This is a genomic window from Enterobacter sp. ECC-175 (assembly GCF_043968675.1).
Classification (GTDB): domain Bacteria; phylum Pseudomonadota; class Gammaproteobacteria; order Enterobacterales; family Enterobacteriaceae; genus Enterobacter.
In genome coordinates, this window is sequence record NZ_CP143776.1 from 1,382,523 (window position 1) to 1,402,395 (window position 19,873).

Here is a 19,873-nt window from a genome sequence, read left to right on the forward strand (position 1 = left end):
CATGGCAGATTACCAGGGTAAAAAAGTCGTTATCATCGGGTTAGGCCTGACCGGCCTTTCCTGCGTGGACTTTTTCCTTGCGCGTGGCGTCACGCCGCGCGTGATGGACACGCGTGTCTCTCCGCCGGGTCTGGACACGCTGCCGGAGCAGGTTGAACGCCACCTTGGTGGTCTGAATGATGACTGGCTGCTGGCCGCCGATCTGATTGTTGCTAGCCCGGGCATGGCGCTGGCACATCCTTCATTAAGCGCGGCAGCGGATGCGGGCGTTGAAATTGTTGGCGATATCGAGCTGTTTTGCCGCGAGGCGCAGGCGCCGGTTATCGCCATCACCGGTTCTAACGGAAAAAGCACCGTCACCACGCTGGTGGGCGAGATGGCCAAAGCGGCGGGCATGAACGTTGGCGTCGGCGGAAATATCGGTCTCCCGGCCCTGATGCTGCTGGATAAAGGCTGCGAGCTCTACGTTCTCGAGCTTTCAAGCTTCCAGTTGGAAACAACTTCCAGCCTGCGAGCCGCGGCGGCGACGATCCTGAACGTGACCGAAGATCATATGGACAGATATCCGTTTGGCCTTCAGCAGTACCGTGCCGCTAAGCTGCGCGTCTATGAAAACGCCAAAGTATGCGTGGTGAATGCCGATGATGCTTTGACCATGCCGGTACGCGGCGCGGACGAGCGCTGCATCAGCTTTGGCATCACCATGGGTGACTACCACCTGAACCGCCAGCAGGGCGAGACCTGGCTGCGCGTGAAGGGCGAAAAAGTGCTGAACGTGAAGGAGATGAAGCTTTCCGGCCAGCATAACTACACCAATGCCCTGGCGGCGCTGGCGCTGGCGGATGCCGTTGGCCTGCCGCGCTCGTCGAGCCTTCAGGCGCTGACCACCTTTACCGGCCTGGCTCACCGCTTCCAGCTGGCGCTGGAACACAACGGCGTACGCTGGATTAACGACTCCAAGGCGACGAACGTCGGCAGCACCGAAGCCGCGCTGAACGGCCTGCACGTTGACGGCACGCTGCACCTGCTGCTGGGCGGCGACGGCAAATCAGCTGACTTCTCCTCTCTGAAACAGTATCTCGCCGGGGATAACGTTCGCCTGTACTGCTTCGGCCGCGATGGAAGCGAACTGGCCGCGCTGCGCCCTGACGTTTCTGAGCAAACCGAAACGATGGAGCAGGCGATGCGCCTGATTGCGCCGCGCGTGAAGCAGGGCGATATGGTGCTGCTCTCACCGGCATGCGCAAGCCTCGATCAGTTTAAAAATTTCGAACAGCGTGGCGATGTCTTTACCCGCCTGGCGAAGGAGTTAGGCTGATGCGTTTATCTTTCCCTCGCCTGAGAATGCCGCGCCTGCCAGGATTTGGCATCCTGGCGTGGCTGTTTGCGGCGCTTAAAGGCTGGGTAATGGCGTCGCGGGAGAAAGATTCCGACAGCCTGATCATGTACGACCGCATGTTGTTCTGGCTGACGCTGGGGCTGGCGGCGATTGGTTTTATTATGGTGACGTCGGCATCAATGCCCGTTGGGCAGCGTCTTGCCAACGATCCGTTCCTGTTTGCCAAACGCGATGGCCTGTACATCATTCTGGCGTTCTGCCTGGCGCTGATTACCCTGCGCCTGCCGATGACGTTCTGGCAGCGCCACAGTACGGCGATGCTGATTGCGTCCATCATCATGCTGCTTATCGTGCTGGTCGTCGGTAGCTCCGTTAACGGGGCATCGCGCTGGATCGCGTTTGGTCCGCTGCGCATACAGCCCGCGGAGTTTACCAAGCTGTCGCTGTTCTGCTACCTGGCCAACTACCTGGTGCGCAAGGTGGATGAAGTGCGAAACAACCTGCGCGGCTTCCTGAAGCCGATGGGCGTGATTCTGGTGCTGGCTATTTTGCTCCTGGCGCAGCCTGACCTTGGTACCGTTGTGGTACTGTTCGTGACCACGCTGGCCATGCTGTTCCTCGCCGGGGCGAAGCTGTGGCAGTTCATCGCGATTATCGGGATGGGGATTTCGGCGGTTGTTCTGCTGATCCTCGCCGAACCGTATCGTATTCGACGCGTTACCTCCTTCTGGAACCCGTGGGAAGACCCCTTCGGCAGCGGTTATCAGCTGACGCAGTCGCTGATGGCGTTTGGCCGCGGCGAACTCTGGGGACAAGGGCTGGGTAACTCCGTCCAAAAACTGGAGTATTTACCCGAGGCACATACCGACTTTATCTTCTCCATCATTGGGGAAGAACTGGGTTATATCGGTGTGGTATTGGCGCTTTTAATGGTATTCTTCGTCGCTTTCCGCGCCATGTCGATTGGCCGTAAAGCGCTGGAGATCGATCACCGCTTCTCAGGTTTCTTAGCCTGCTCAATTGGTATCTGGTTTAGCTTCCAGGCGCTGGTTAACGTTGGGGCCGCAGCAGGTATGCTGCCGACCAAAGGCCTGACGTTGCCGCTGATCAGCTATGGTGGTTCGAGCCTGTTGATTATGTCGACGGCCATTATGTTTTTGTTACGCATAGATTATGAGACGCGTCTGGAGAAAGCCCAGGCGTTTACGCGAGGTTCACGATGAATCAACCGAAGCGGTTAATGGTGATGGCAGGCGGTACCGGCGGACACGTGTTCCCGGGGCTGGCGGTTGCGCACCATTTGATGGAGCAGGGCTGGCAGGTACGCTGGCTCGGAACCGCGGACCGTATGGAAGCCGACCTGGTACCGAAGCACGGGATTGAGATCGACTTTATCCGCATTTCCGGCCTGCGGGGCAAAGGCGCTAAGGCGCTGTTTTTGGCTCCCGTCCGTATTTTCAATGCCTGGCGCCAGGCCCGCGCGATCATGAAGCGCTTTAAGCCTGACGTTGTGCTGGGTATGGGTGGCTATGTTTCTGGGCCAGGCGGGCTTGCCGCGTGGTCTTTGGGTATTCCCGTTGTGCTGCACGAGCAGAACGGTATAGCCGGGTTGACTAACAAATGGCTGGCGAAAATAGCCACCAAGGTCCTGCAGGCATTCCCGGGCGCATTTCCGAAAGCGGACGTGGTAGGCAACCCGGTTCGCGTGGACGTGCTGGCACTTCCGCTGCCTGAAGAGCGTCTGAGCGGTCGTGAAGGGCCGGTCCGCGTGCTGGTCGTTGGCGGTTCCCAGGGGGCGCGCGTCTTAAACCTGACGATGCCTCAGGCTGCCGCAAAGCTGGGTAGCGCGGTAACTATCTGGCACCAGAGCGGGAAAGGCGCGCAGCAGATGGTTGAGCAGGGCTACGCCGAGGCGGGCCAGCCGCAGCACAAGGTGACGGAATTTATCGACGACATGGCCGCAGCTTACGCCTGGGCCGACGTCGTGGTGTGTCGCTCCGGCGCGCTGACGGTGAGCGAAATCGCCGCTGCGGGTTTACCCGCGGTGTTTGTGCCTTTCCAGCACAAAGACCGCCAGCAGTACTGGAATGCGCTGCCGCTTGAACAGGCTGGCGCCGCAAAAATTTTTGAACAGCCGCAGTTTACCGCTGAGGCGGTCGCCACCACCCTGGCGGGCTGGAACCGTGAAACATTGCTGGAGATGGCCGTGCGCGCGCGCGCAACGGCCATTCCCGATGCGACGGAACGGGTGGCAAAAGAAGTGAGCCTGGCAGCACGGGCTTAACCCTCGCAGCGCGTGTTGCGCTGCACGAATTTTAAGTAGTCGATGGCGTTTAGAGAATGAATACACAACAACTGGCAAAACTGCGTTCAATCGTGCCCGAGATGCGTCGCGTCCGGCACATTCACTTTGTCGGCATTGGCGGTGCTGGCATGGGCGGTATTGCCGAAGTGTTGGCGAACGAAGGTTACCAGATCAGTGGTTCCGATCTGGCCCCCAACCCTGTTACGCAGCAGCTGGCGTCGCTTGGGGCGACTATCTATTTCAACCACCGTCCGGAAAACGTGAGCGACGCGAGCGTGGTGGTGGTTTCAAGCGCTATCTCCTCTGATAACCCGGAAATTGTTGCCGCGCATGAAGCGCGTATTCCGGTCATCCGCCGCGCTGAAATGCTGGCAGAGCTGATGCGCTTTCGCCACGGTATTGCCGTTGCGGGGACGCACGGTAAAACCACGACCACGGCGATGGTGTCCAGCATTTACGCCGAAGCGGGCCTGGACCCAACCTTCGTTAACGGTGGTCTGGTAAAAGCAGCGGGCGTTCACGCCCGCCTGGGCCACAGCCGTTACCTTATTGCGGAAGCGGATGAGAGCGACGCGTCGTTCCTTCACCTGCAGCCGATGGTGGCGATCGTCACCAACATCGAAGCCGACCACATGGATACCTACCAGGGCGACTTCGAAAATTTAAAACAGACCTTTATTAATTTCCTGCACAACCTGCCGTTTTATGGTCGTGCGGTCATGTGCGTAGACGACCCGGTGATCCGTGAGCTGTTGCCGCGCGTTGGGCGTCAAATTACGACGTACGGCTTCAGTGAAGATGCCGACGTTCGCGTGGAGGATTACAAACAACTGGGCGCGCAGGGGCATTTCACCCTGGCGCGTCAGGACAAAGAGCTGCTTCACGTCACGCTTAACGCGCCTGGGCGCCACAACGCCCTCAATGCGGCGGCGGCCGTTGCGGTCGCAACGGAAGAAGGCATCGACGACGACGCCATTCTGCGCGCGCTGGAAAGCTTCCAGGGCACGGGCCGTCGTTTTGACTTCCTCGGCGAATATCCGCTGGAGTCGGTAAACGGCAAGCCGGGAACGGCCATGCTGGTAGATGACTACGGTCACCACCCAACGGAAGTCGACGCCACCATTAAGGCGGCGCGCGCGGGCTGGCCGGAAAAAAATCTGGTGATGATTTTCCAGCCGCACCGTTATACCCGTACTCGCGATCTGTATGACGACTTCGCGAGCGTGCTGTCACAGGTTGATACGCTGCTAATGCTGGATGTTTATTCAGCGGGCGAAACTCCGATTCCGGGCGCGGACAGTCGTTCTCTGTGTCGAACCATTCGGGGACGCGGTAAAGTAGACCCTATTTTGGTTTCGGACCCCGCAGAGGTGGCCGAAATCCTCGCGCCGGTCCTGACGGGGAACGATCTGGTGCTCATTCAGGGTGCGGGAAATATCGGCAAAATCGCCCGTACCTTAGCCGAAATCAAACTGAAGCCGCAAACCCAGGAGGACGAGCATCATGGCTGATAAGATTGCTGTCCTGTTTGGCGGCACCTCCGCCGAGCGTGAGGTTTCACTCAATTCCGGCGCTGCCGTTCTGGCTGGCCTGCGTGAAGGTGGCGTAGACGCACACCCGGTCGATCCAAAAGAGGTCGATGTTACGCAGCTCAAAGCGATGGGCTTCGATAAAGCCTTTATTGCGCTGCACGGACGCGGTGGTGAAGACGGTACCCTGCAAGGGCTGCTGGAGCTGATCGGCATGCCGTATACCGGCAGCGGCGTGATGGCGTCGGCGATCTCGATGGATAAACTGCGCAGCAAGCTGCTGTGGCAGGGCGCTGGATTGCCGGTTGCGCCGTGGGTTGCGCTGACGCGCCGCGAATGTGAATTAGGCCTCTCTGATAGCGTTAATACGCGCATTGCAGAGCTGGGCCTTCCGGTTATTGTTAAGCCGAGCCGCGAAGGGTCGAGCGTTGGAATGTCCAAAGTTGACGAAGCTGGCAAATTGGCAGATGCGTTAAAACTGGCATTTCAACATGATGAAGAAGTTCTGATCGAAAAATGGCTGAGCGGGCCGGAATTTACCGTAGCCATGCTGGGTGAAGAAATTTTACCGTCAATTCGCATTCAACCCGCTGGCGTCTTCTATGATTATGAGGCGAAGTATCTCTCTGATGAGACGCAATATTTCTGCCCAAGTGGTCTTGAAGCAGAACGTGAAGCAGATTTACAGTCCCTGGTGCTTAAAGCCTGGAATATTTTGGGCTGCCGTGGCTGGGGGCGCATTGATGTGATGCTCGACGGTGATGGGCAATTTTATTTGCTGGAAGCGAATACGTCTCCAGGCATGACCAGCCATAGCCTTGTGCCAATGGCCGCGCGTCAGGCTGGGATGAGCTTCTCGCAGTTAGTTGTACGTATTCTGGACCAGGCGGGCTGATATGTCGCAGGCTGCATTGAACACGCGCAACCGTGATGATGAGGAAGACTATTCTTCTTCGCGGCGGAGTAATGGAACGCGTCTTGCAGGGATTATTTTCCTTCTGGGCGTGCTGTTTACCGTGTTTATCAGCGGCTGGATGGTGCTGGGCTGGATGGAAGACGCGCAGCGTTTACCGCTCTCGAAGCTGGTGGTGACGGGGGAGCGCCATTACACGCGTAATGACGATATTCGCCAGTCGATTCTGGCACTTGGGTCGCCTGGCACCTTTATGACCCAGGACGTGAACATTATCCAGAGCCAGATTGAACGTCTGCCATGGATAAAACAGGCGAGCGTAAGAAAGCAATGGCCTGATGAATTGAAGATTCATCTGGTTGAATATGTGCCCATTGCGCGTTGGAATGATCAGCACATGGTTGACGTAGACGGAAATTCGTTCAGCGTCCCATCCGATCGCGTCAACAAGCAAAATTTACCGATGTTGTATGGCCCGGAAGGTAGTGAAAATGAAGTGTTGCAGGGTTTTCGCGACATGGGGCAGGTGCTGGCTAAGGATCGTTTTACGCTGAAGGATGCTGCGATGACGGCGCGCCGCTCGTGGCAGTTAACGTTAACGAACGGCATTAAGCTCAATCTTGGCCGCGGCGACACCATGAAGCGTCTGGCACGTTTTGTTGAACTCTACCCGGTTCTACAGCAACAGGCCCAAACGGACGGCAAACGGATAAGCTATGTTGATTTGCGCTATGACTCAGGCGCAGCAGTCGGTTGGGAGCCGGCTCCGGTCGAGGAACCTAATCAGCAACAGAATCAGGCACAGGTACAGGCAGAACAACGATGATCAAGGCGACGGACAGAAAACTGGTAGTTGGACTGGAGATTGGCACCGCGAAGGTTGCCGCTTTAGTAGGGGAAGTTCTGCCCGACGGTATGGTCAATATCATTGGCGTGGGCAGCTGCCCGTCCCGTGGTATGGATAAAGGTGGGGTTAACGACCTTGAATCGGTGGTGAAATGCGTACAGCGCGCTATCGATCAGGCTGAACTGATGGCAGATTGCCAGATTTCATCTGTCTATCTGGCCCTTTCTGGAAAGCACATTAGCTGCCAGAACGAAATTGGCATGGTGCCCATTTCAGAAGAAGAAGTGACGCAGGAAGACGTTGAGAACGTGGTTCACACCGCGAAATCCGTCCGCGTGCGCGATGAGCACCGCGTGCTGCACGTTATCCCGCAGGAATATGCGATCGATTATCAGGAAGGGATTAAAAACCCGGTCGGTCTTTCCGGCGTGCGTATGCAGGCAAAAGTGCACCTGATCACATGTCACAACGATATGGCGAAGAACATTGTAAAAGCCGTTGAACGTTGTGGCCTGAAAGTTGACCAACTTATTTTTGCAGGGCTGGCCGCCAGCTACTCGGTGTTGACCGAAGACGAACGTGAACTGGGCGTCTGTGTGGTCGATATAGGTGGTGGTACAATGGATATCGCCGTGTATACCGGCGGTGCGCTGCGCCACACCAAAGTGATCCCTTATGCAGGGAACGTTGTGACCAGCGACATTGCCTACGCCTTTGGTACGCCACCGAGCGATGCAGAGGCGATTAAGGTCCGTCACGGCTGCGCACTGGGCTCTATCGTCGGTAAAGATGAGAGCGTGGAAGTGCCAAGCGTGGGCGGTCGTCCGCCGCGCAGCCTGCAGCGTCAGACGCTGGCTGAGGTGATTGAGCCGCGTTACACCGAGCTGCTTAACCTGGTCAACGAAGAGATTTTGCAGTTACAGGAACAGCTTCGCCAGCAGGGTGTGAAACATCATCTCGCGGCGGGGATTGTATTAACCGGCGGGGCAGCGCAAATTGAAGGGCTTGCGGCCTGCGCTCAGCGGGTGTTCCATACGCAGGTGCGTATTGGTGCACCGCTGAATATTACCGGTTTAACGGATTATGCCCAGGAGCCGTATTACTCAACGGCTGTGGGCCTGCTCCACTACGGGAAAGAGTCCCATTTGAGTGGTGAAGCAGAAGTGGAAAAACGCGTCTCGGTGGGGTCGTGGGTCAAACGACTGAACACCTGGTTGCGAAAAGAGTTTTAATTTTTTTAAGAGACCGGAGAGAATTAACGGTCTCGGGCGACAGGCACAACGGAGAGAAACTATGTTTGAACCAATGGAATTAACCAACGACGCGGTGATTAAAGTCATCGGCGTCGGTGGCGGCGGCGGCAACGCCGTAGAGCATATGGTGCGCGAGCGCATTGAAGGCGTTGAATTTTTCGCGGTAAACACCGATGCACAGGCACTGCGTAAAACGGCCGTAGGCCAGACGATTCAGATCGGTGGCGGTATCACCAAAGGTCTGGGCGCAGGCGCTAACCCGGAAGTCGGCCGCAATGCGGCTGAAGAAGATCGTGAAGCCCTGCGCGCAGCGCTGGACGGCGCTGACATGGTCTTCATCGCAGCGGGCATGGGCGGCGGTACTGGTACCGGTGCAGCGCCTGTTGTGGCAGAAGTGGCTAAAGATTTAGGTATTCTGACCGTTGCCGTCGTGACCAAGCCTTTCAACTTTGAAGGCAAGAAGCGTATGGCTTTCGCGGAGCAGGGTATCACCGAGCTGTCCAAGCATGTGGACTCTCTGATTACCATTCCGAACGACAAGCTGCTGAAGGTATTGGGACGCGGTATCTCCCTGCTGGATGCGTTTGGCGCGGCGAACGACGTGCTGAAAGGCGCGGTTCAGGGCATCGCTGAACTGATTACCCGTCCAGGCCTGATGAACGTTGACTTTGCAGACGTTCGCACCGTGATGTCCGAAATGGGCTACGCGATGATGGGCTCCGGCGTGGCAAGCGGTGAAGACCGTGCAGAAGAAGCCGCTGAAATGGCGATCTCTTCTCCACTGCTGGAAGATATCGACCTGTCCGGTGCGCGCGGCGTGCTGGTCAACATCACCGCTGGCTTTGACCTGCGTCTGGACGAATTTGAAACTGTGGGTAACACCATCCGTGCGTTCGCGTCCGACAACGCGACCGTGGTTATCGGTACATCCCTTGACCCGGAAATGAACGACGAGCTGCGCGTCACGGTTGTTGCTACCGGTATCGGCATGGACAAGCGTCCTGAGATCACGCTGGTGACCAACAAGCAGGCTCAGCAGCCGGTGATGGATCGTTTCCAGCAGCACGGTATGGCTCCGCTGACTCAAGAGCAAAAACCAGCTGCGAAAGTGGTGAACGATACCACGCCACAAACCGCGAAAGAGCCGGATTATCTGGACATTCCAGCGTTCCTGCGTAAGCAAGCTGACTAAGAATTGACTGGAATTTGGGGATTTTCGCTCTTTGTGCTAAACTGGCCCACCGTTAGTGAGATACACTCTCGGTTGGATAGTTAATTTGGCGAGATTATACGATGATCAAACAAAGGACACTTAAACGTATCGTTCAGGCGACTGGCGTCGGTTTACATACCGGCAAGAAAGTCACACTGACGTTACGCCCTGCGCCGGCCAATACCGGGGTCATCTATCGTCGCACCGACTTGAATCCACCGGTAGATTTTCCGGCCGATGCAAAATCTGTGCGTGATACTATGCTCTGTACTTGCCTGGTGAACGAGCATGACGTGCGGATTTCTACCGTAGAGCACCTTAACGCCGCCCTGGCGGGGCTGGGTATCGACAACATCGTTGTTGAAGTCGATGCGCCAGAAATCCCGATCATGGATGGCAGTGCTGCACCGTTCGTCTATCTGTTGCTGGATGCCGGCATCGAAGAACTGAACTGCGCGAAGAAATTTGTTCGCATCAAAGAGACCGTTCGCGTCGAAGATGGCGACAAGTGGGCTGAATTTAAACCGTACAATGGTTTCTCGTTGGACTTTACCATCGACTTTAACCATCCGGCGATTGATGCCAGCACCCAACGCTATGCGATGAACTTCTCTGCTGATGCGTTTATGCGCCAGATCAGTCGTGCCCGTACTTTTGGTTTCATGCGTGATATTGAATATCTGCAGTCCCGCGGCCTTTGCCTGGGCGGCAGCTTCGATTGTGCCATCGTTGTTGACGATTATCGCGTACTGAACGAAGACGGCCTGCGTTTTGAAGATGAATTCGTTCGTCACAAAATGCTGGATGCAATCGGCGATCTGTTTATGTGTGGTCACAATATCATTGGTGCATTTACCGCGTTTAAATCCGGTCATGCGCTGAACAACAAGCTGTTGCAGGCAGTCCTGGCAAAACAGGAAGCTTGGGAATATGTGACCTTCGAAGACGAAGCTGAACTGCCGCTGGCATTCAAAGCACCGAGCACGGTCCTGGCGTAACGGTTTAAGCCGTTTCGTAAAAAACGACTGGTTTACCTGGTACTCTCTCCGGCCAGGGAGGCCGGTCGTTTTTATTTTTACCCTTTGATTTCTATCTCAGCGTCTTTCGTGATGTCTACGGCGTAGAAAATCTGCGCGTTAGCTGCATTCTTGACCGTTTTTCCCCGCTGTTAATCGTCATTCCTGCTGCTGTAGAGTGGCTTTAGTGGTACTATCTTGGCGCTAAAAAAGAATAATCAAACTCAGCCTTACTAAGGCTGGCTTATCTGGTGGAGCAAGTGAGCGGAATACTGACGCGCTGGCGACAATTTGGCAGACGTTACTTCTGGCCGCATCTCTTATTAGGGATGGTCGCGGCGAGCTTCGGCTTGCCTGTGCTCAGCAACAGTGCCGAGGCGGCGACGCCTGCCAACACCTCCACCACCAAACACGATTTCTCAACGCGGGTTAATTTCACTAATCTCGCGTGGCTTGAAGCCAGCCGTCGTCCGAATTTCTCCGTCGATTACTGGCAGCAACATGCCATCCGCACGGTTATCCGCCATCTCTCTTTCGCGATGGCACCTCAGACGGTGCCTGTTGCTGAAGAAACGCTCCCGGTTCAGGCCCATCATCTTGCGCTGCTGGACACGCTGAATGCGCTGCTCACTCAGGACGGCCAGCCGCCGGTCTCCGTTCGCCAGCCGACGCAAACGGCATTTGTTTCCCCGGCAGCATTCTCTGTCTCTACGTGGATTAGCCAGGCTCATGGCATTCGCGCCGGGCCTACACGCCTCAGCTAAATTAACTTTTTCAATACCTTAATTTATCTGCCCAACTGGGGCGTTTGAGAATTTATTATGCTAATCAAATTATTAACAAAAGTTTTCGGTAGTCGTAACGATCGTACCCTGCGCCGCATGCGCAAAGCTGTTGCTGTCATCAATGGTATGGAACCGGCGATGGAAAAGCTCTCTGATGACGAGCTCAAAGCAAAAACGGTTGAGTTCCGCGCGCGTCTTGAAAAAGGGGAGACCTTAGAAAGCCTGATCCCTGAAGCTTTCGCGGTAGTGCGTGAAGCCAGTAAACGCGTTTTTGGCATGCGTCACTTCGACGTGCAGCTGCTGGGCGGTATGGTGCTTAACGAGCGCTGCATCGCGGAGATGCGTACGGGTGAAGGTAAAACGCTGACGGCGACCCTGCCTGCTTACCTGAACGCGCTGACCGGTAAGGGCGTTCACGTTGTTACCGTCAACGACTACCTCGCGCAGCGTGACGCCGAAAATAACCGCCCGCTGTTTGAGTTCCTCGGCCTGACCGTCGGCATCAACATGTCTGGTCTGCCTGCGCCGGCCAAGCGTGAAGCGTACAACGCGGATATCACCTACGGTACCAACAACGAATACGGCTTTGACTACCTCCGTGACAACATGGCGTTCAGCCCTGAAGAGCGCGTACAGCGTAAGCTGCACTATGCGCTGGTGGATGAGGTGGACTCCATTCTGATCGATGAAGCCCGTACCCCGCTGATCATCTCCGGTCCGGCTGAAGACAGCTCCGAGATGTACCGCAAAGTCGATAAAATCATTCCGCACCTGCTGCGCCAGGAGAAAGAAGACTCCGATACTTTCCAGGGCGAAGGCCACTTCTCCGTGGATGAAAAAGCGCGCCAGGTTAACCTGACCGAACGCGGTCTGGTGAAAATCGAAGAGCTGCTTGTAGCTGAAGGCATTATGGAAGAGGGCGAGTCGCTGTACTCTCCAGGCAACATTATGCTGATGCACCACGTGACTGCCGCACTGCGCGCGCATGCGCTGTTCACCCGTGACGTTGACTACATCGTAAAAGACGGCGAAGTGATCATCGTTGATGAACATACCGGTCGTACCATGCAGGGTCGCCGCTGGTCCGATGGCCTGCACCAGGCGGTTGAAGCCAAAGAAGGCGTTGATATTCAAAACGAAAACCAAACGCTGGCGTCCATCACCTTCCAGAACTACTTCCGTCTGTACGAGAAGCTTGCGGGGATGACCGGTACCGCCGATACCGAAGCGTTTGAGTTTAGCTCTATCTACAAGCTGGACACCGTGGTCGTGCCGACCAACCGCCCAATGATCCGTAAGGATATGGCGGATCTGGTGTACATGACGGAAGCGGAAAAAATCCAGGCAATCATTGAAGACATTCGTGAGCGTACCGCGAACGGCCAGCCCGTTCTGGTGGGTACCATCTCGATTGAAAAATCTGAAGTGGTTTCCAATGAGTTGACGAAAGCGGGCATCAAGCACAACGTGCTGAACGCCAAATTCCACGCCAAAGAGGCGGATATTGTTGCGCAGGCGGGCTATCCGGGGGCGGTAACAATCGCCACCAACATGGCGGGTCGTGGTACCGACATCATGCTTGGCGGTAGCTGGCAGGCGGAAGTCGCCGAGCTGGAAAACCCAACGCCAGAGCAGATCGCGCAGATCAAAGCCGACTGGCAGGTGCGTCACGATGCCGTTCTGGCTTCAGGCGGCTTGCATATCATCGGTACCGAACGTCACGAATCTCGCCGTATCGATAATCAGCTGCGTGGTCGTGCGGGTCGTCAGGGGGATGCCGGTTCTTCTCGCTTCTATCTGTCTATGGAAGATGCGCTGATGCGTATTTTCGCCTCTGACCGCGTCTCCGGCATGATGCGTAAACTGGGCATGAAGCCTGGCGAAGCGATCGAACACCCGTGGGTAACCAAGGCGATTGCCAACGCCCAGCGCAAAGTGGAAAGCCGCAACTTCGATATTCGTAAGCAGCTGCTGGAATATGATGACGTGGCGAACGATCAGCGTCGTGCGATCTATACCCAGCGTAACGAACTGCTGGACGTGTCCGACGTAAGCGAAACCATCAACAGCATCCGCGAGGACGTGTTTAAAGCAACGATCGACGCGCATATTCCACCGCAGTCTCTGGAAGAGATGTGGGATATTGAAGGCCTGCAGGAGCGTCTGAAAAACGACTTCGACCTCGAGCTGCCGATCAAAGAGTGGCTGGACAAAGAGCCAGAACTGCACGAAGAAACTCTGCGTGAGCGTATCTTTGAGCACGCGCTGGAAGTGTACAAGCGTAAGGAAGAAGTGGTTGGCGCTGAGATGATGCGTCACTTCGAAAAAGGCGTGATGCTGCAAACGCTGGACTCCCTGTGGAAAGAGCATCTGGCGGCCATGGACTACCTGCGCCAGGGTATCCACCTGCGCGGCTACGCGCAGAAAGATCCGAAGCAGGAGTACAAGCGCGAATCCTTCTCTATGTTTGCCGCTATGCTGGAGTCGCTGAAGTACGAAGTGATCAGCACCCTGAGCAAAGTTCAGGTACGCATGCCGGAAGAGGTGGAAGCGATGGAGCAGCAGCGTCGTGAAGAAGCCGAGCGTCTGGCGCAGATGCAGCAGCTGAGCCACCAGACGGAAGAAAGTGAAGCGGCGGCGGCGATCGCGGCGCAAACCGGCGAACGTAAAGTGGGACGCAACGATCCGTGCCCTTGCGGTTCCGGTAAAAAATATAAGGCGTGCCACGGCCGTCTGAACTAAGTTCATATAAAAATGAAAAGGCGCAGATATCTGCGCCTTTTTTATGGAAGTGACACAATGAAAACACTGCAAATTTCAGTCGGGATTATTCGCAACCCGCAAAACCAAATCTTTATCACCCAGCGCGCCGCCGATGCCCATATGGCGAACAAATGGGAGTTTCCCGGCGGGAAAATCGAGGCAGGTGAAACGCCGGAACAGGCGCTAGCGCGTGAGCTTCAGGAAGAGGTGGGTATCACGCCGCTGGGCGCCACGCTTTTTGATAAGCTTGAGTATCAGTTTCCGGATCGGCATATCACGCTCTGGTTCTGGCTGGTCGAAAGTTGGGAAGGAGAGCCCTGGGGGAAAGAGGGGCAGCCGGGAAACTGGGTTGAGCTACAGGAGAGCGACGCTGAAAAATTCCCTCCAGCAAATGCGCCCGTCATCACTCGGCTGACGGGCAACCTGTAGGCCTGCGAAGCGGCGGCTGGCTTTTTAGGCTAGCGCTGCTGCTCTTCGCTCCAGTCATCGCTGTCGGAAAGATCGCCTTCGCTGGGAATGCGTTTCTCTTCCGCCGCCCATTCGCCAAGGTCAATCAGCTGGCAGCGCTTGCTGCAGAATGGGCGAAACGGACTCACTTCCCCCCAGACAACGGTTTTCCCACAGGTAGGGCAGCTTACGGTGGTTATGTCAGACATCGGCGCTCCTTAACAACAGGCCAGTTCAAAATCGAGGCGTTCCGGCACGGTGCCATTTTCGCTGTCCAGCGGCATAAAGCGAATCGCGAAGCGGCTCTTATGCCCGGAAATCTGCGGATACAGCTGTTCGTCGAGGGACAGGTTCAGGCGCAGCAGATCGGCATCATCCCCGTTGTCCTGGTAAAATCCGTTCAGGCTGGTTTGCTTGCGGAAAGGGGCCGAGTTTCGAACGAGATCTAGAATGAGCGTTAAGGCCTGATTTACCGGTTCCAGGCTCGCCATCCAGCCGTCAACCTGCGCATCACGCTGGGCCTGCGGCATATGAAGCCACATATGCAACGTTGGAAGATCGAAGCTACAGCAGCCGCCTGGGATGCTCAGACGCTGGCGCACCAGGCCAATCAAACGATCTTCTCGTAAAAACTGCCCCACGCGCGGCGCGGCCATCAGAATAGCGCTGCTGTTTTTGAGCTGCTGACGCAGAGCGTCGATACGGCTCTGGTCAACGCCCGGCACTTCGGCCCAGGCCTGTAATTTACGCTGCTGGCGTTCCAGCTCTTTCAGCAGTTCGGTGCGAACGTCGCCGCGCTCAACCACATCCAGCAGATCGCCAACGTTGCGGAAAAAATGCAGCGCCGTGGCATGATCGTGTACCGGCAGATGCTCTGAAAGCTGTTGAATGAGAAACTCAATGCGCAGCCAGGTACGCATTTTTTCATTCAGCGGGTGCTCAAAAAGAATATGAGTAGACATTAGGGTTTTTCCTGTGCAACGGCCTGCGCGGCGAACGTCAGATACTGCTCGTGCAGGCGGGCAACATCCGATGCAATGGCATCTGGTGCGCCGTTGTTATCAATAACATCATCCGCCACGGCAAGGCGCGCGTCGCGCGTGGCCTGGGCGGCAAGAATTTGTTCAGCATGTTCGCGTGAAACGCCATCGCGCGCCATCGTTCGCCGGATCTGCGTTTCGGGAGAAACATCGATTACCAGAACTCTGTTCGCTTTTCCGTGCAGCTGATTTTCAACCAGCAGCGGAACCACCCATAAACAATAGGGAGAGGTTGAGGCGGCAATCTGACGCTGAGTTTCCTGGTGGATAATGGGGTGGAGCAGCGAATTGAGCCAGTCTTTTTCAGAAGAATCAGAAAAAATGTATTCGCGCAGACGACGGCGGTTGAGCGTCCCATCGTCATTCAGGATGGTATGGCCGAAATGCGCTTCGATAGCCTGGAGTGCAGGTGTATGCGGCTCTACCACCTGACGGGCAATGACATCTGCATCAACTATGGTGATGCCGAGACGATAAAATGCGTCCGCAACGGTGCTTTTGCCACTACCGATGCCGCCGGTTAACGCGACGATATACCCCATTACATCAAATCCTGGGAATTATTCATTATTAAAATCAGTTGCTTAAAAAACAAACTTACAACAGCGCATGTTAAGCTCTCTTTACCTGCTTTTTACCAGGTAAATTTATAGGATTGTAGCGTAAAAAAAGAGAATTTCGCAGTCTTGCGGAGCAGGTATTAGTGCGTATGATAGCGTCACTGGAGTTGTGCTTTTACTTTATTTGCCTCTAACCCCAGGAATCCGCACATGCGTATCGAAGAAGATCTGAAGTTAGGTTTCAAAGACGTTCTTATCCGCCCTAAACGCTCTACGCTGAAAAGCCGCTCAGACGTTGAACTCGAACGTCAGTTCACCTTTAAACACTCCGGTCAGTCCTGGTCTGGCGTACCGATTATCGCAGCCAACATGGATACCGTGGGCACGTTCGGGATGGCTTCAGCGCTGGCAAAATTCGACGTACTGACTGCGGTGCATAAGCACTACAGCGCCGAAGAGTGGAGTGCATTCGTCGTGTCCGCATCGGATGACGTCATTAAGCATGTGATGGTCTCTACCGGCACGTCTGACGCCGATTTCGAAAAAACCAAACAGATCCTGAACGCGAATCCTGCGCTGAACTTTGTGTGCATTGACGTGGCGAATGGTTATTCCGAACACTTCGTGCAGTTCGTCAGCAAGGCGCGCGAAGCATGGCCGACCAAAACCATCATCGCGGGCAACGTGGTGACCGGTGAGATGTGTGAAGAGCTGATCCTCTCCGGTGCGGATATCGTAAAAGTCGGCATTGGTCCGGGCTCCGTCTGCACCACGCGCGTGAAAACCGGCGTGGGTTATCCACAGCTGTCTGCCGTTATTGAGTGTGCCGATGCGGCTCACGGCCTGGGCGGGCAGATTATCAGCGACGGCGGCTGCACAACGCCGGGCGACGTGGCAAAAGCCTTTGGCGGCGGCGCAGATTTCGTGATGCTGGGCGGTATGCTCGCGGGCCATGAAGAGAGCGGCGGTACCGTAGTGGAAGAGAACGGCGAGAAGTTCATGCTGTTCTACGGTATGAGCTCAGAATCCGCGATGACCCGTCACGTGGGTGGCGTAGCGAAATACCGTGCGGCAGAAGGCAAAACCGTAAAGCTGCCTCTGCGCGGCCCGGTTGCGAATACCGCGCTGGATATCCTCGGCGGCCTGCGTTCCGCCTGTACCTACGTTGGCGCCTCCCGCCTGAAAGAGCTGACTAAGCGTACGACGTTTATCCGCGTTCAGGAGCAGGAAAACCGCGTATTCAATAGCCTGTAACGCTTTCGCTGGCGCATGCCCGTGCGCCAGCGCTACCCCGCGCTCATCGCATCCCCCAGATGGAAAATAGGCAGATACATCGCCACAACCAGCGTACCGATTATCACGCCCGTCACGATGAGCAGCAGAGGTTCAAGCACGGCGGCCAGGCCGTCTGCCTGCTCAAATGTCTGATCCATATGATGACGAGCAAGATTCTCCAGCATAACGTCCAGCGCGCCCGATGCTTCACCGGTTTGAATCAGCTGAATGCAGAGCGGCGTGAAAACGCTGGCTTTCTGAAAGGATGACCAGACGGGAGCACCTCCTTCAATATGCCTATACACGTCACCAAGTTTTTCTCGCCAATACAGGCTATCAACCGTTTCTTCTGCGCTGACCAGCCCCTGCAGAAAGGGAATGCCGGCCTGCTGCGTCAACGACAGCACGGTAAAGATTTGCCCTAGTTTCTGGCCTCGCGCCAGCGCGCCCATGACCGGCAACCGCAGCAGCATACGCTGAGCCAGCCGCTGCCAGCGTGGCCGTTGCCGCAGGCCATAGAGGGTAAAACCGGATAGAAACAGCATGACAAAAAGCGCAAAGGCATAGTCCTGGATAAATGCCGCAAAGCCCATAACGGCCTGCGTCAGCGCGGGTAGCGGCGTATTGAACGTTTTGTAGATTGCCGCGAATTCCGGGAGGACCAGCGTGACCATCGCCAGCACCACGCCGGCGGCCAGGCCAAGAATGATGAGCGGATAGCGCAACGCCTTCTTCACCTTCGCGCGAAGCCGCTGTTGGTTCTTTTGCTGCAGCGCAAGCTGGCGGCAGCACGTCTCCAGCTTTCCCGTCAGCTCGCCGGTTTTCACCAATGAGACATAAAGCGGGCTGAAGGTCGCGGGCCATTTCCCTAATGCATCCGAAAAGGAGCATCCTTCACGCAGGTCATCGGCCAGGCGCTGTAGTAACGCCTGCCAGTGGGGTAAGGGGTGTTGACGCGCCTGCATCTCCAGGCTTTCCGTCAGCATCAGGCCCGCCTGCAGTAGCGTCGCCAGCTGGCGGAAAACCTCGCAGCAGTGGTGCGGCTGCCAGCGTGGAAGGTGTGAACATCTGCCGAGCGCCAGCGGGTTTAAGCCTTTTTTCATTAATGCGGAATAGGCCTCTTCACGGTTAGCCGCCCAGAGCATACCGCGCCGCGCTCCCCCTTCGGAGGAAATCGCCCTCCAGCGCCAGAGCCGATTAGCCTTCATCGGGCATCTCCAGAACGCGCAGCAGCTCTTCGAATGTGGTAAGCCCCTGCTCGACGGCCATGCAGCCATGTTCAAATAAAGAGAGCATCCCCGCCTGCCGGGCGCTGGCTTTTATTACCTCAATCGCCGCGCCGGTGGCAATGGCCTGCCGAAGCGTGCTGTCGATATTCAGCACCTCGAAAATCGCCTGGCGGCCGTAAAAACCATGATAGCAACGATCGCAACCGACGGCCTGCCAGCGGGGAAGAGGCCGCGGCCAGAGCGCGCGCGGCAGCTCGGACTGATACTGTGTTTTCTGTCGACAGTGGGGACAAAGGCGCCGAACCAGTCTTTGGGCAACCACCAGCGAGAGTGCCGATGAGATCGTCCAGCGGGCGACCCCCATCTGCTGAAGGCGAACGAGGGTTTCTGCCGTGGAGTTGGTATGCAGCGTCGACAGGACAAGGTGGCCGGTCTGCGCGGCATTGATCGCAATTTCTGCCGTTTCACCGTCGCGAATTTCCCCCACCATGATGATGTCCGGGTCCTGGCGCAGCAGCGCGCGCAGCACGCTCTGAAAGGTGAGGCCGGCGCGCGGGTTGATTTGCGTCTGGTTCAATCCTGATAGAGGTATTTCGACAGGATCTTCGACGCTGCAAATATTCACGTCAGGCTTATTTCGCGCCTGAAGCGCGCTGTAAAGCGTGACGGTTTTACCGCTTCCGGTGGGGCCCGTGACCAGAATCAGCCCCTGCGGTTTCTGGAGCATTTCCGTAAAGCAGGCATGCTGTTCGGCGCTCATCCCTAGCTGGGTGGTGTCCAGCGCCTGCTGGACCTGATGAAGCAGGCGCAGCACGATTTTCTCGCCGCCGTTGCAGGGAAGCGTGGCGATGCGAAAAGAGACCGGCTCGTTCGCCAGCTCAACCGTGAACTGCCCGTCCTGGGGCAAACGGCGTTCCGCAATATCAAGGTTGCCCAGCACTTTTAAGCGGGCAATGAGCATCGTCGCCAGCGCGCTGGCGAGCGGGGGCTGCGGGCAGAGCACGCCGTCGATCCGCAGGCGAATCTGGCACGCCTGTTCGTCTGGCTCAATATGAATATCCGATGCGCGCTGCTTTATTGCCTGCAGCAGCGTGTGGTTTAAAATATCAACTGCCGAATGCGGCGCCACAGCAGCCGGAAGCTGCGATTGCGCCATCATTTGCAGGTGTTTTTCCATTCTTTCGGCGTTCCAGCACTCGATATCAATGCGTTTTTGAGTCGCGAACCGTAATGCTTCCATCAGCTCTGCCGCAGGGCTGCCCACCACCGCGATGTCGATTGTTTCGCTGCTGCTGTTCAGCAGCAGGGCATGGTGACGCTGGCAGAGGGCGGTCAGTTGTTCAACATTCATTGTCTGCC

General features: G+C 56.3%; 18 protein-coding genes. 13 read left to right on the forward strand and 5 right to left on the reverse strand.

The genetic code is table 11. The features are described from left to right. Position 1: 1 nt before the first annotated feature. The 12 genes from murD (at position 2) to mutT (ending at position 14,392) form a co-directional block, all read left to right on the forward strand. Positions 2-1,318 (forward strand): UDP-N-acetylmuramoyl-L-alanine--D-glutamate ligase, encoded by a 1,317-nt coding sequence (gene murD / locus V1599_RS06505; protein WP_297118606.1) that lies wholly within the window; start codon positions 2-4, stop codon positions 1,316-1,318. Further along, positions 1,318-2,562: a cell division protein FtsW gene (ftsW, locus tag V1599_RS06510; protein WP_112011120.1), complete on the forward strand. Its 1,245-nt coding sequence runs from the start codon at positions 1,318-1,320 to the stop codon at positions 2,560-2,562. The genes murD and ftsW overlap by 1 nt, the downstream gene beginning before the upstream one ends. After that, positions 2,559-3,623, forward strand: a complete 1,065-nt coding sequence (gene murG / locus V1599_RS06515) for an undecaprenyldiphospho-muramoylpentapeptide beta-N-acetylglucosaminyltransferase (protein WP_395301226.1) — start codon at positions 2,559-2,561, stop codon at positions 3,621-3,623. The genes ftsW and murG overlap by 4 nt, the downstream gene beginning before the upstream one ends. Positions 3,624-3,679: 56 nt before the next feature. Then, complete coding sequence (gene murC, locus V1599_RS06520; RefSeq protein ID WP_112011122.1) at positions 3,680-5,155, forward strand: UDP-N-acetylmuramate--L-alanine ligase; 1,476 nt, start codon at positions 3,680-3,682, stop codon at positions 5,153-5,155. Further along, positions 5,148-6,068, forward strand: a complete 921-nt coding sequence (locus tag V1599_RS06525; RefSeq protein ID WP_395301227.1) for a D-alanine--D-alanine ligase — start codon at positions 5,148-5,150, stop codon at positions 6,066-6,068. Before murC ends, V1599_RS06525 begins: the two co-directional genes overlap by 8 nt. Position 6,069: 1 nt before the next feature. Further along, positions 6,070-6,912, forward strand: a complete 843-nt coding sequence (gene ftsQ / locus V1599_RS06530) for a cell division protein FtsQ (protein ID WP_112011124.1) — start codon at positions 6,070-6,072, stop codon at positions 6,910-6,912. Continuing rightward, positions 6,909-8,165 carry a cell division protein FtsA gene (gene ftsA, locus V1599_RS06535; RefSeq protein ID WP_112011125.1) on the forward strand — a complete coding sequence of 419 codons (1,257 nt, stop codon included), beginning with the start codon at positions 6,909-6,911 and terminating at the stop codon, positions 8,163-8,165. The genes ftsQ and ftsA overlap by 4 nt, the downstream gene beginning before the upstream one ends. Before the next feature lie 61 nt (positions 8,166-8,226). Continuing rightward, entirely contained in the window at positions 8,227-9,378 is a 1,152-nt protein-coding gene (gene ftsZ / locus V1599_RS06540) for a cell division protein FtsZ (protein ID WP_112011126.1), read from the forward strand. 101 nt (positions 9,379-9,479) lie between these two features. Further along, positions 9,480-10,397, forward strand: a complete 918-nt coding sequence (gene lpxC / locus V1599_RS06545) for a UDP-3-O-acyl-N-acetylglucosamine deacetylase (RefSeq protein WP_112011127.1) — start codon at positions 9,480-9,482, stop codon at positions 10,395-10,397. Positions 10,398-10,675: 278 nt separating this feature from the next. After that, positions 10,676-11,179, forward strand: a complete 504-nt coding sequence (gene secM, locus V1599_RS06550; protein ID WP_112011128.1) for a secA translation cis-regulator SecM — start codon at positions 10,676-10,678, stop codon at positions 11,177-11,179. A 57-nt stretch (positions 11,180-11,236) separates the two neighbouring features. After that, positions 11,237-13,942, forward strand: a complete 2,706-nt coding sequence (secA, locus tag V1599_RS06555; protein ID WP_112011129.1) for a preprotein translocase subunit SecA — start codon at positions 11,237-11,239, stop codon at positions 13,940-13,942. Positions 13,943-13,999: 57 nt separating this feature from the next. Continuing rightward, a complete protein-coding gene (gene mutT / locus V1599_RS06560) occupies positions 14,000-14,392 on the forward strand; it encodes an 8-oxo-dGTP diphosphatase MutT (protein WP_297118580.1) in 393 nt (130 codons plus the stop codon). 29 nt (positions 14,393-14,421) lie between these two features. Here mutT and yacG read toward each other — a convergent pair whose 3' ends face one another. From yacG to coaE, 3 genes are read right to left on the reverse strand one after another with little or no spacing between them, the layout of a single operon-like run. After that, complete coding sequence (gene yacG, locus V1599_RS06565; protein WP_112011131.1) at positions 14,422-14,619, reverse strand: DNA gyrase inhibitor YacG; 198 nt, start codon at positions 14,617-14,619, stop codon at positions 14,422-14,424. A 9-nt stretch (positions 14,620-14,628) separates the two neighbouring features. Continuing rightward, positions 14,629-15,372 (reverse strand): cell division protein ZapD, encoded by a 744-nt coding sequence (zapD, locus tag V1599_RS06570; RefSeq protein WP_112011132.1) that lies wholly within the window; start codon positions 15,370-15,372, stop codon positions 14,629-14,631. Beyond that, the gene (gene coaE, locus V1599_RS06575; RefSeq protein ID WP_112011133.1) at positions 15,372-15,992 is read right to left on the reverse strand and encodes a dephospho-CoA kinase; all 621 of its coding nucleotides are present in this window, start codon (positions 15,990-15,992) and stop codon (positions 15,372-15,374) included. The genes zapD and coaE overlap by 1 nt, the downstream gene beginning before the upstream one ends. Positions 15,993-16,220: 228 nt before the next feature. Here coaE and V1599_RS06580 point away from each other — a divergent pair, with 228 nt between their 5' ends. After that, positions 16,221-17,264 (forward strand): GMP reductase, encoded by a 1,044-nt coding sequence (locus V1599_RS06580; protein WP_395301228.1) that lies wholly within the window; start codon positions 16,221-16,223, stop codon positions 17,262-17,264. 32 nt (positions 17,265-17,296) lie between these two features. Here V1599_RS06580 and hofC read toward each other — a convergent pair whose 3' ends face one another. Beyond that, positions 17,297-18,493: a protein transport protein HofC gene (gene hofC, locus V1599_RS06585; protein WP_112011135.1), complete on the reverse strand. Its 1,197-nt coding sequence runs from the start codon at positions 18,491-18,493 to the stop codon at positions 17,297-17,299. After that, positions 18,483-19,865, reverse strand: coding sequence for a type II secretion system protein GspE (gene gspE, locus V1599_RS06590; protein WP_112011136.1), 1,383 nt, complete (start codon positions 19,863-19,865; stop codon positions 18,483-18,485). Before gspE ends, hofC begins: the two co-directional genes overlap by 11 nt. Positions 19,866-19,873: the final 8 nt, after the last annotated feature.

What these genes read in the sequence shown, in the direction of transcription:
- murD (WP_297118606.1), top strand. Translation starts at nt 2, where the DNA reads ATGGCAGATTACCAGGGTAAAAAAGTCGTTATCATCGGGTTAGGCCTG.
- ftsW (WP_112011120.1), top strand. Translation starts at nt 1,318, where the DNA reads ATGCGTTTATCTTTCCCTCGCCTGAGAATGCCGCGCCTGCCAGGATTT.
- murG (WP_395301226.1), top strand. Translation starts at nt 2,559, where the DNA reads ATGAATCAACCGAAGCGGTTAATGGTGATGGCAGGCGGTACCGGCGGA.
- murC (WP_112011122.1), top strand. Translation starts at nt 3,680, where the DNA reads ATGAATACACAACAACTGGCAAAACTGCGTTCAATCGTGCCCGAGATG.
- V1599_RS06525 (WP_395301227.1), top strand. Translation starts at nt 5,148, where the DNA reads ATGGCTGATAAGATTGCTGTCCTGTTTGGCGGCACCTCCGCCGAGCGT.
- ftsQ (WP_112011124.1), top strand. Translation starts at nt 6,070, where the DNA reads ATGTCGCAGGCTGCATTGAACACGCGCAACCGTGATGATGAGGAAGAC.
- ftsA (WP_112011125.1), top strand. Translation starts at nt 6,909, where the DNA reads ATGATCAAGGCGACGGACAGAAAACTGGTAGTTGGACTGGAGATTGGC.
- ftsZ (WP_112011126.1), top strand. Translation starts at nt 8,227, where the DNA reads ATGTTTGAACCAATGGAATTAACCAACGACGCGGTGATTAAAGTCATC.
- lpxC (WP_112011127.1), top strand. Translation starts at nt 9,480, where the DNA reads ATGATCAAACAAAGGACACTTAAACGTATCGTTCAGGCGACTGGCGTC.
- secA (WP_112011129.1), top strand. Translation starts at nt 11,237, where the DNA reads ATGCTAATCAAATTATTAACAAAAGTTTTCGGTAGTCGTAACGATCGT.
- mutT (WP_297118580.1), top strand. Translation starts at nt 14,000, where the DNA reads ATGAAAACACTGCAAATTTCAGTCGGGATTATTCGCAACCCGCAAAAC.
- yacG (WP_112011131.1), bottom strand. Translation starts at nt 14,619, where the DNA reads ATGTCTGACATAACCACCGTAAGCTGCCCTACCTGTGGGAAAACCGTT.
- zapD (WP_112011132.1), bottom strand. Translation starts at nt 15,372, where the DNA reads ATGTCTACTCATATTCTTTTTGAGCACCCGCTGAATGAAAAAATGCGT.
- coaE (WP_112011133.1), bottom strand. Translation starts at nt 15,992, where the DNA reads ATGGGGTATATCGTCGCGTTAACCGGCGGCATCGGTAGTGGCAAAAGC.
- V1599_RS06580 (WP_395301228.1), top strand. Translation starts at nt 16,221, where the DNA reads ATGCGTATCGAAGAAGATCTGAAGTTAGGTTTCAAAGACGTTCTTATC.
- hofC (WP_112011135.1), bottom strand. Translation starts at nt 18,493, where the DNA reads ATGAAGGCTAATCGGCTCTGGCGCTGGAGGGCGATTTCCTCCGAAGGG.
- gspE (WP_112011136.1), bottom strand. Translation starts at nt 19,865, where the DNA reads ATGAATGTTGAACAACTGACCGCCCTCTGCCAGCGTCACCATGCCCTG.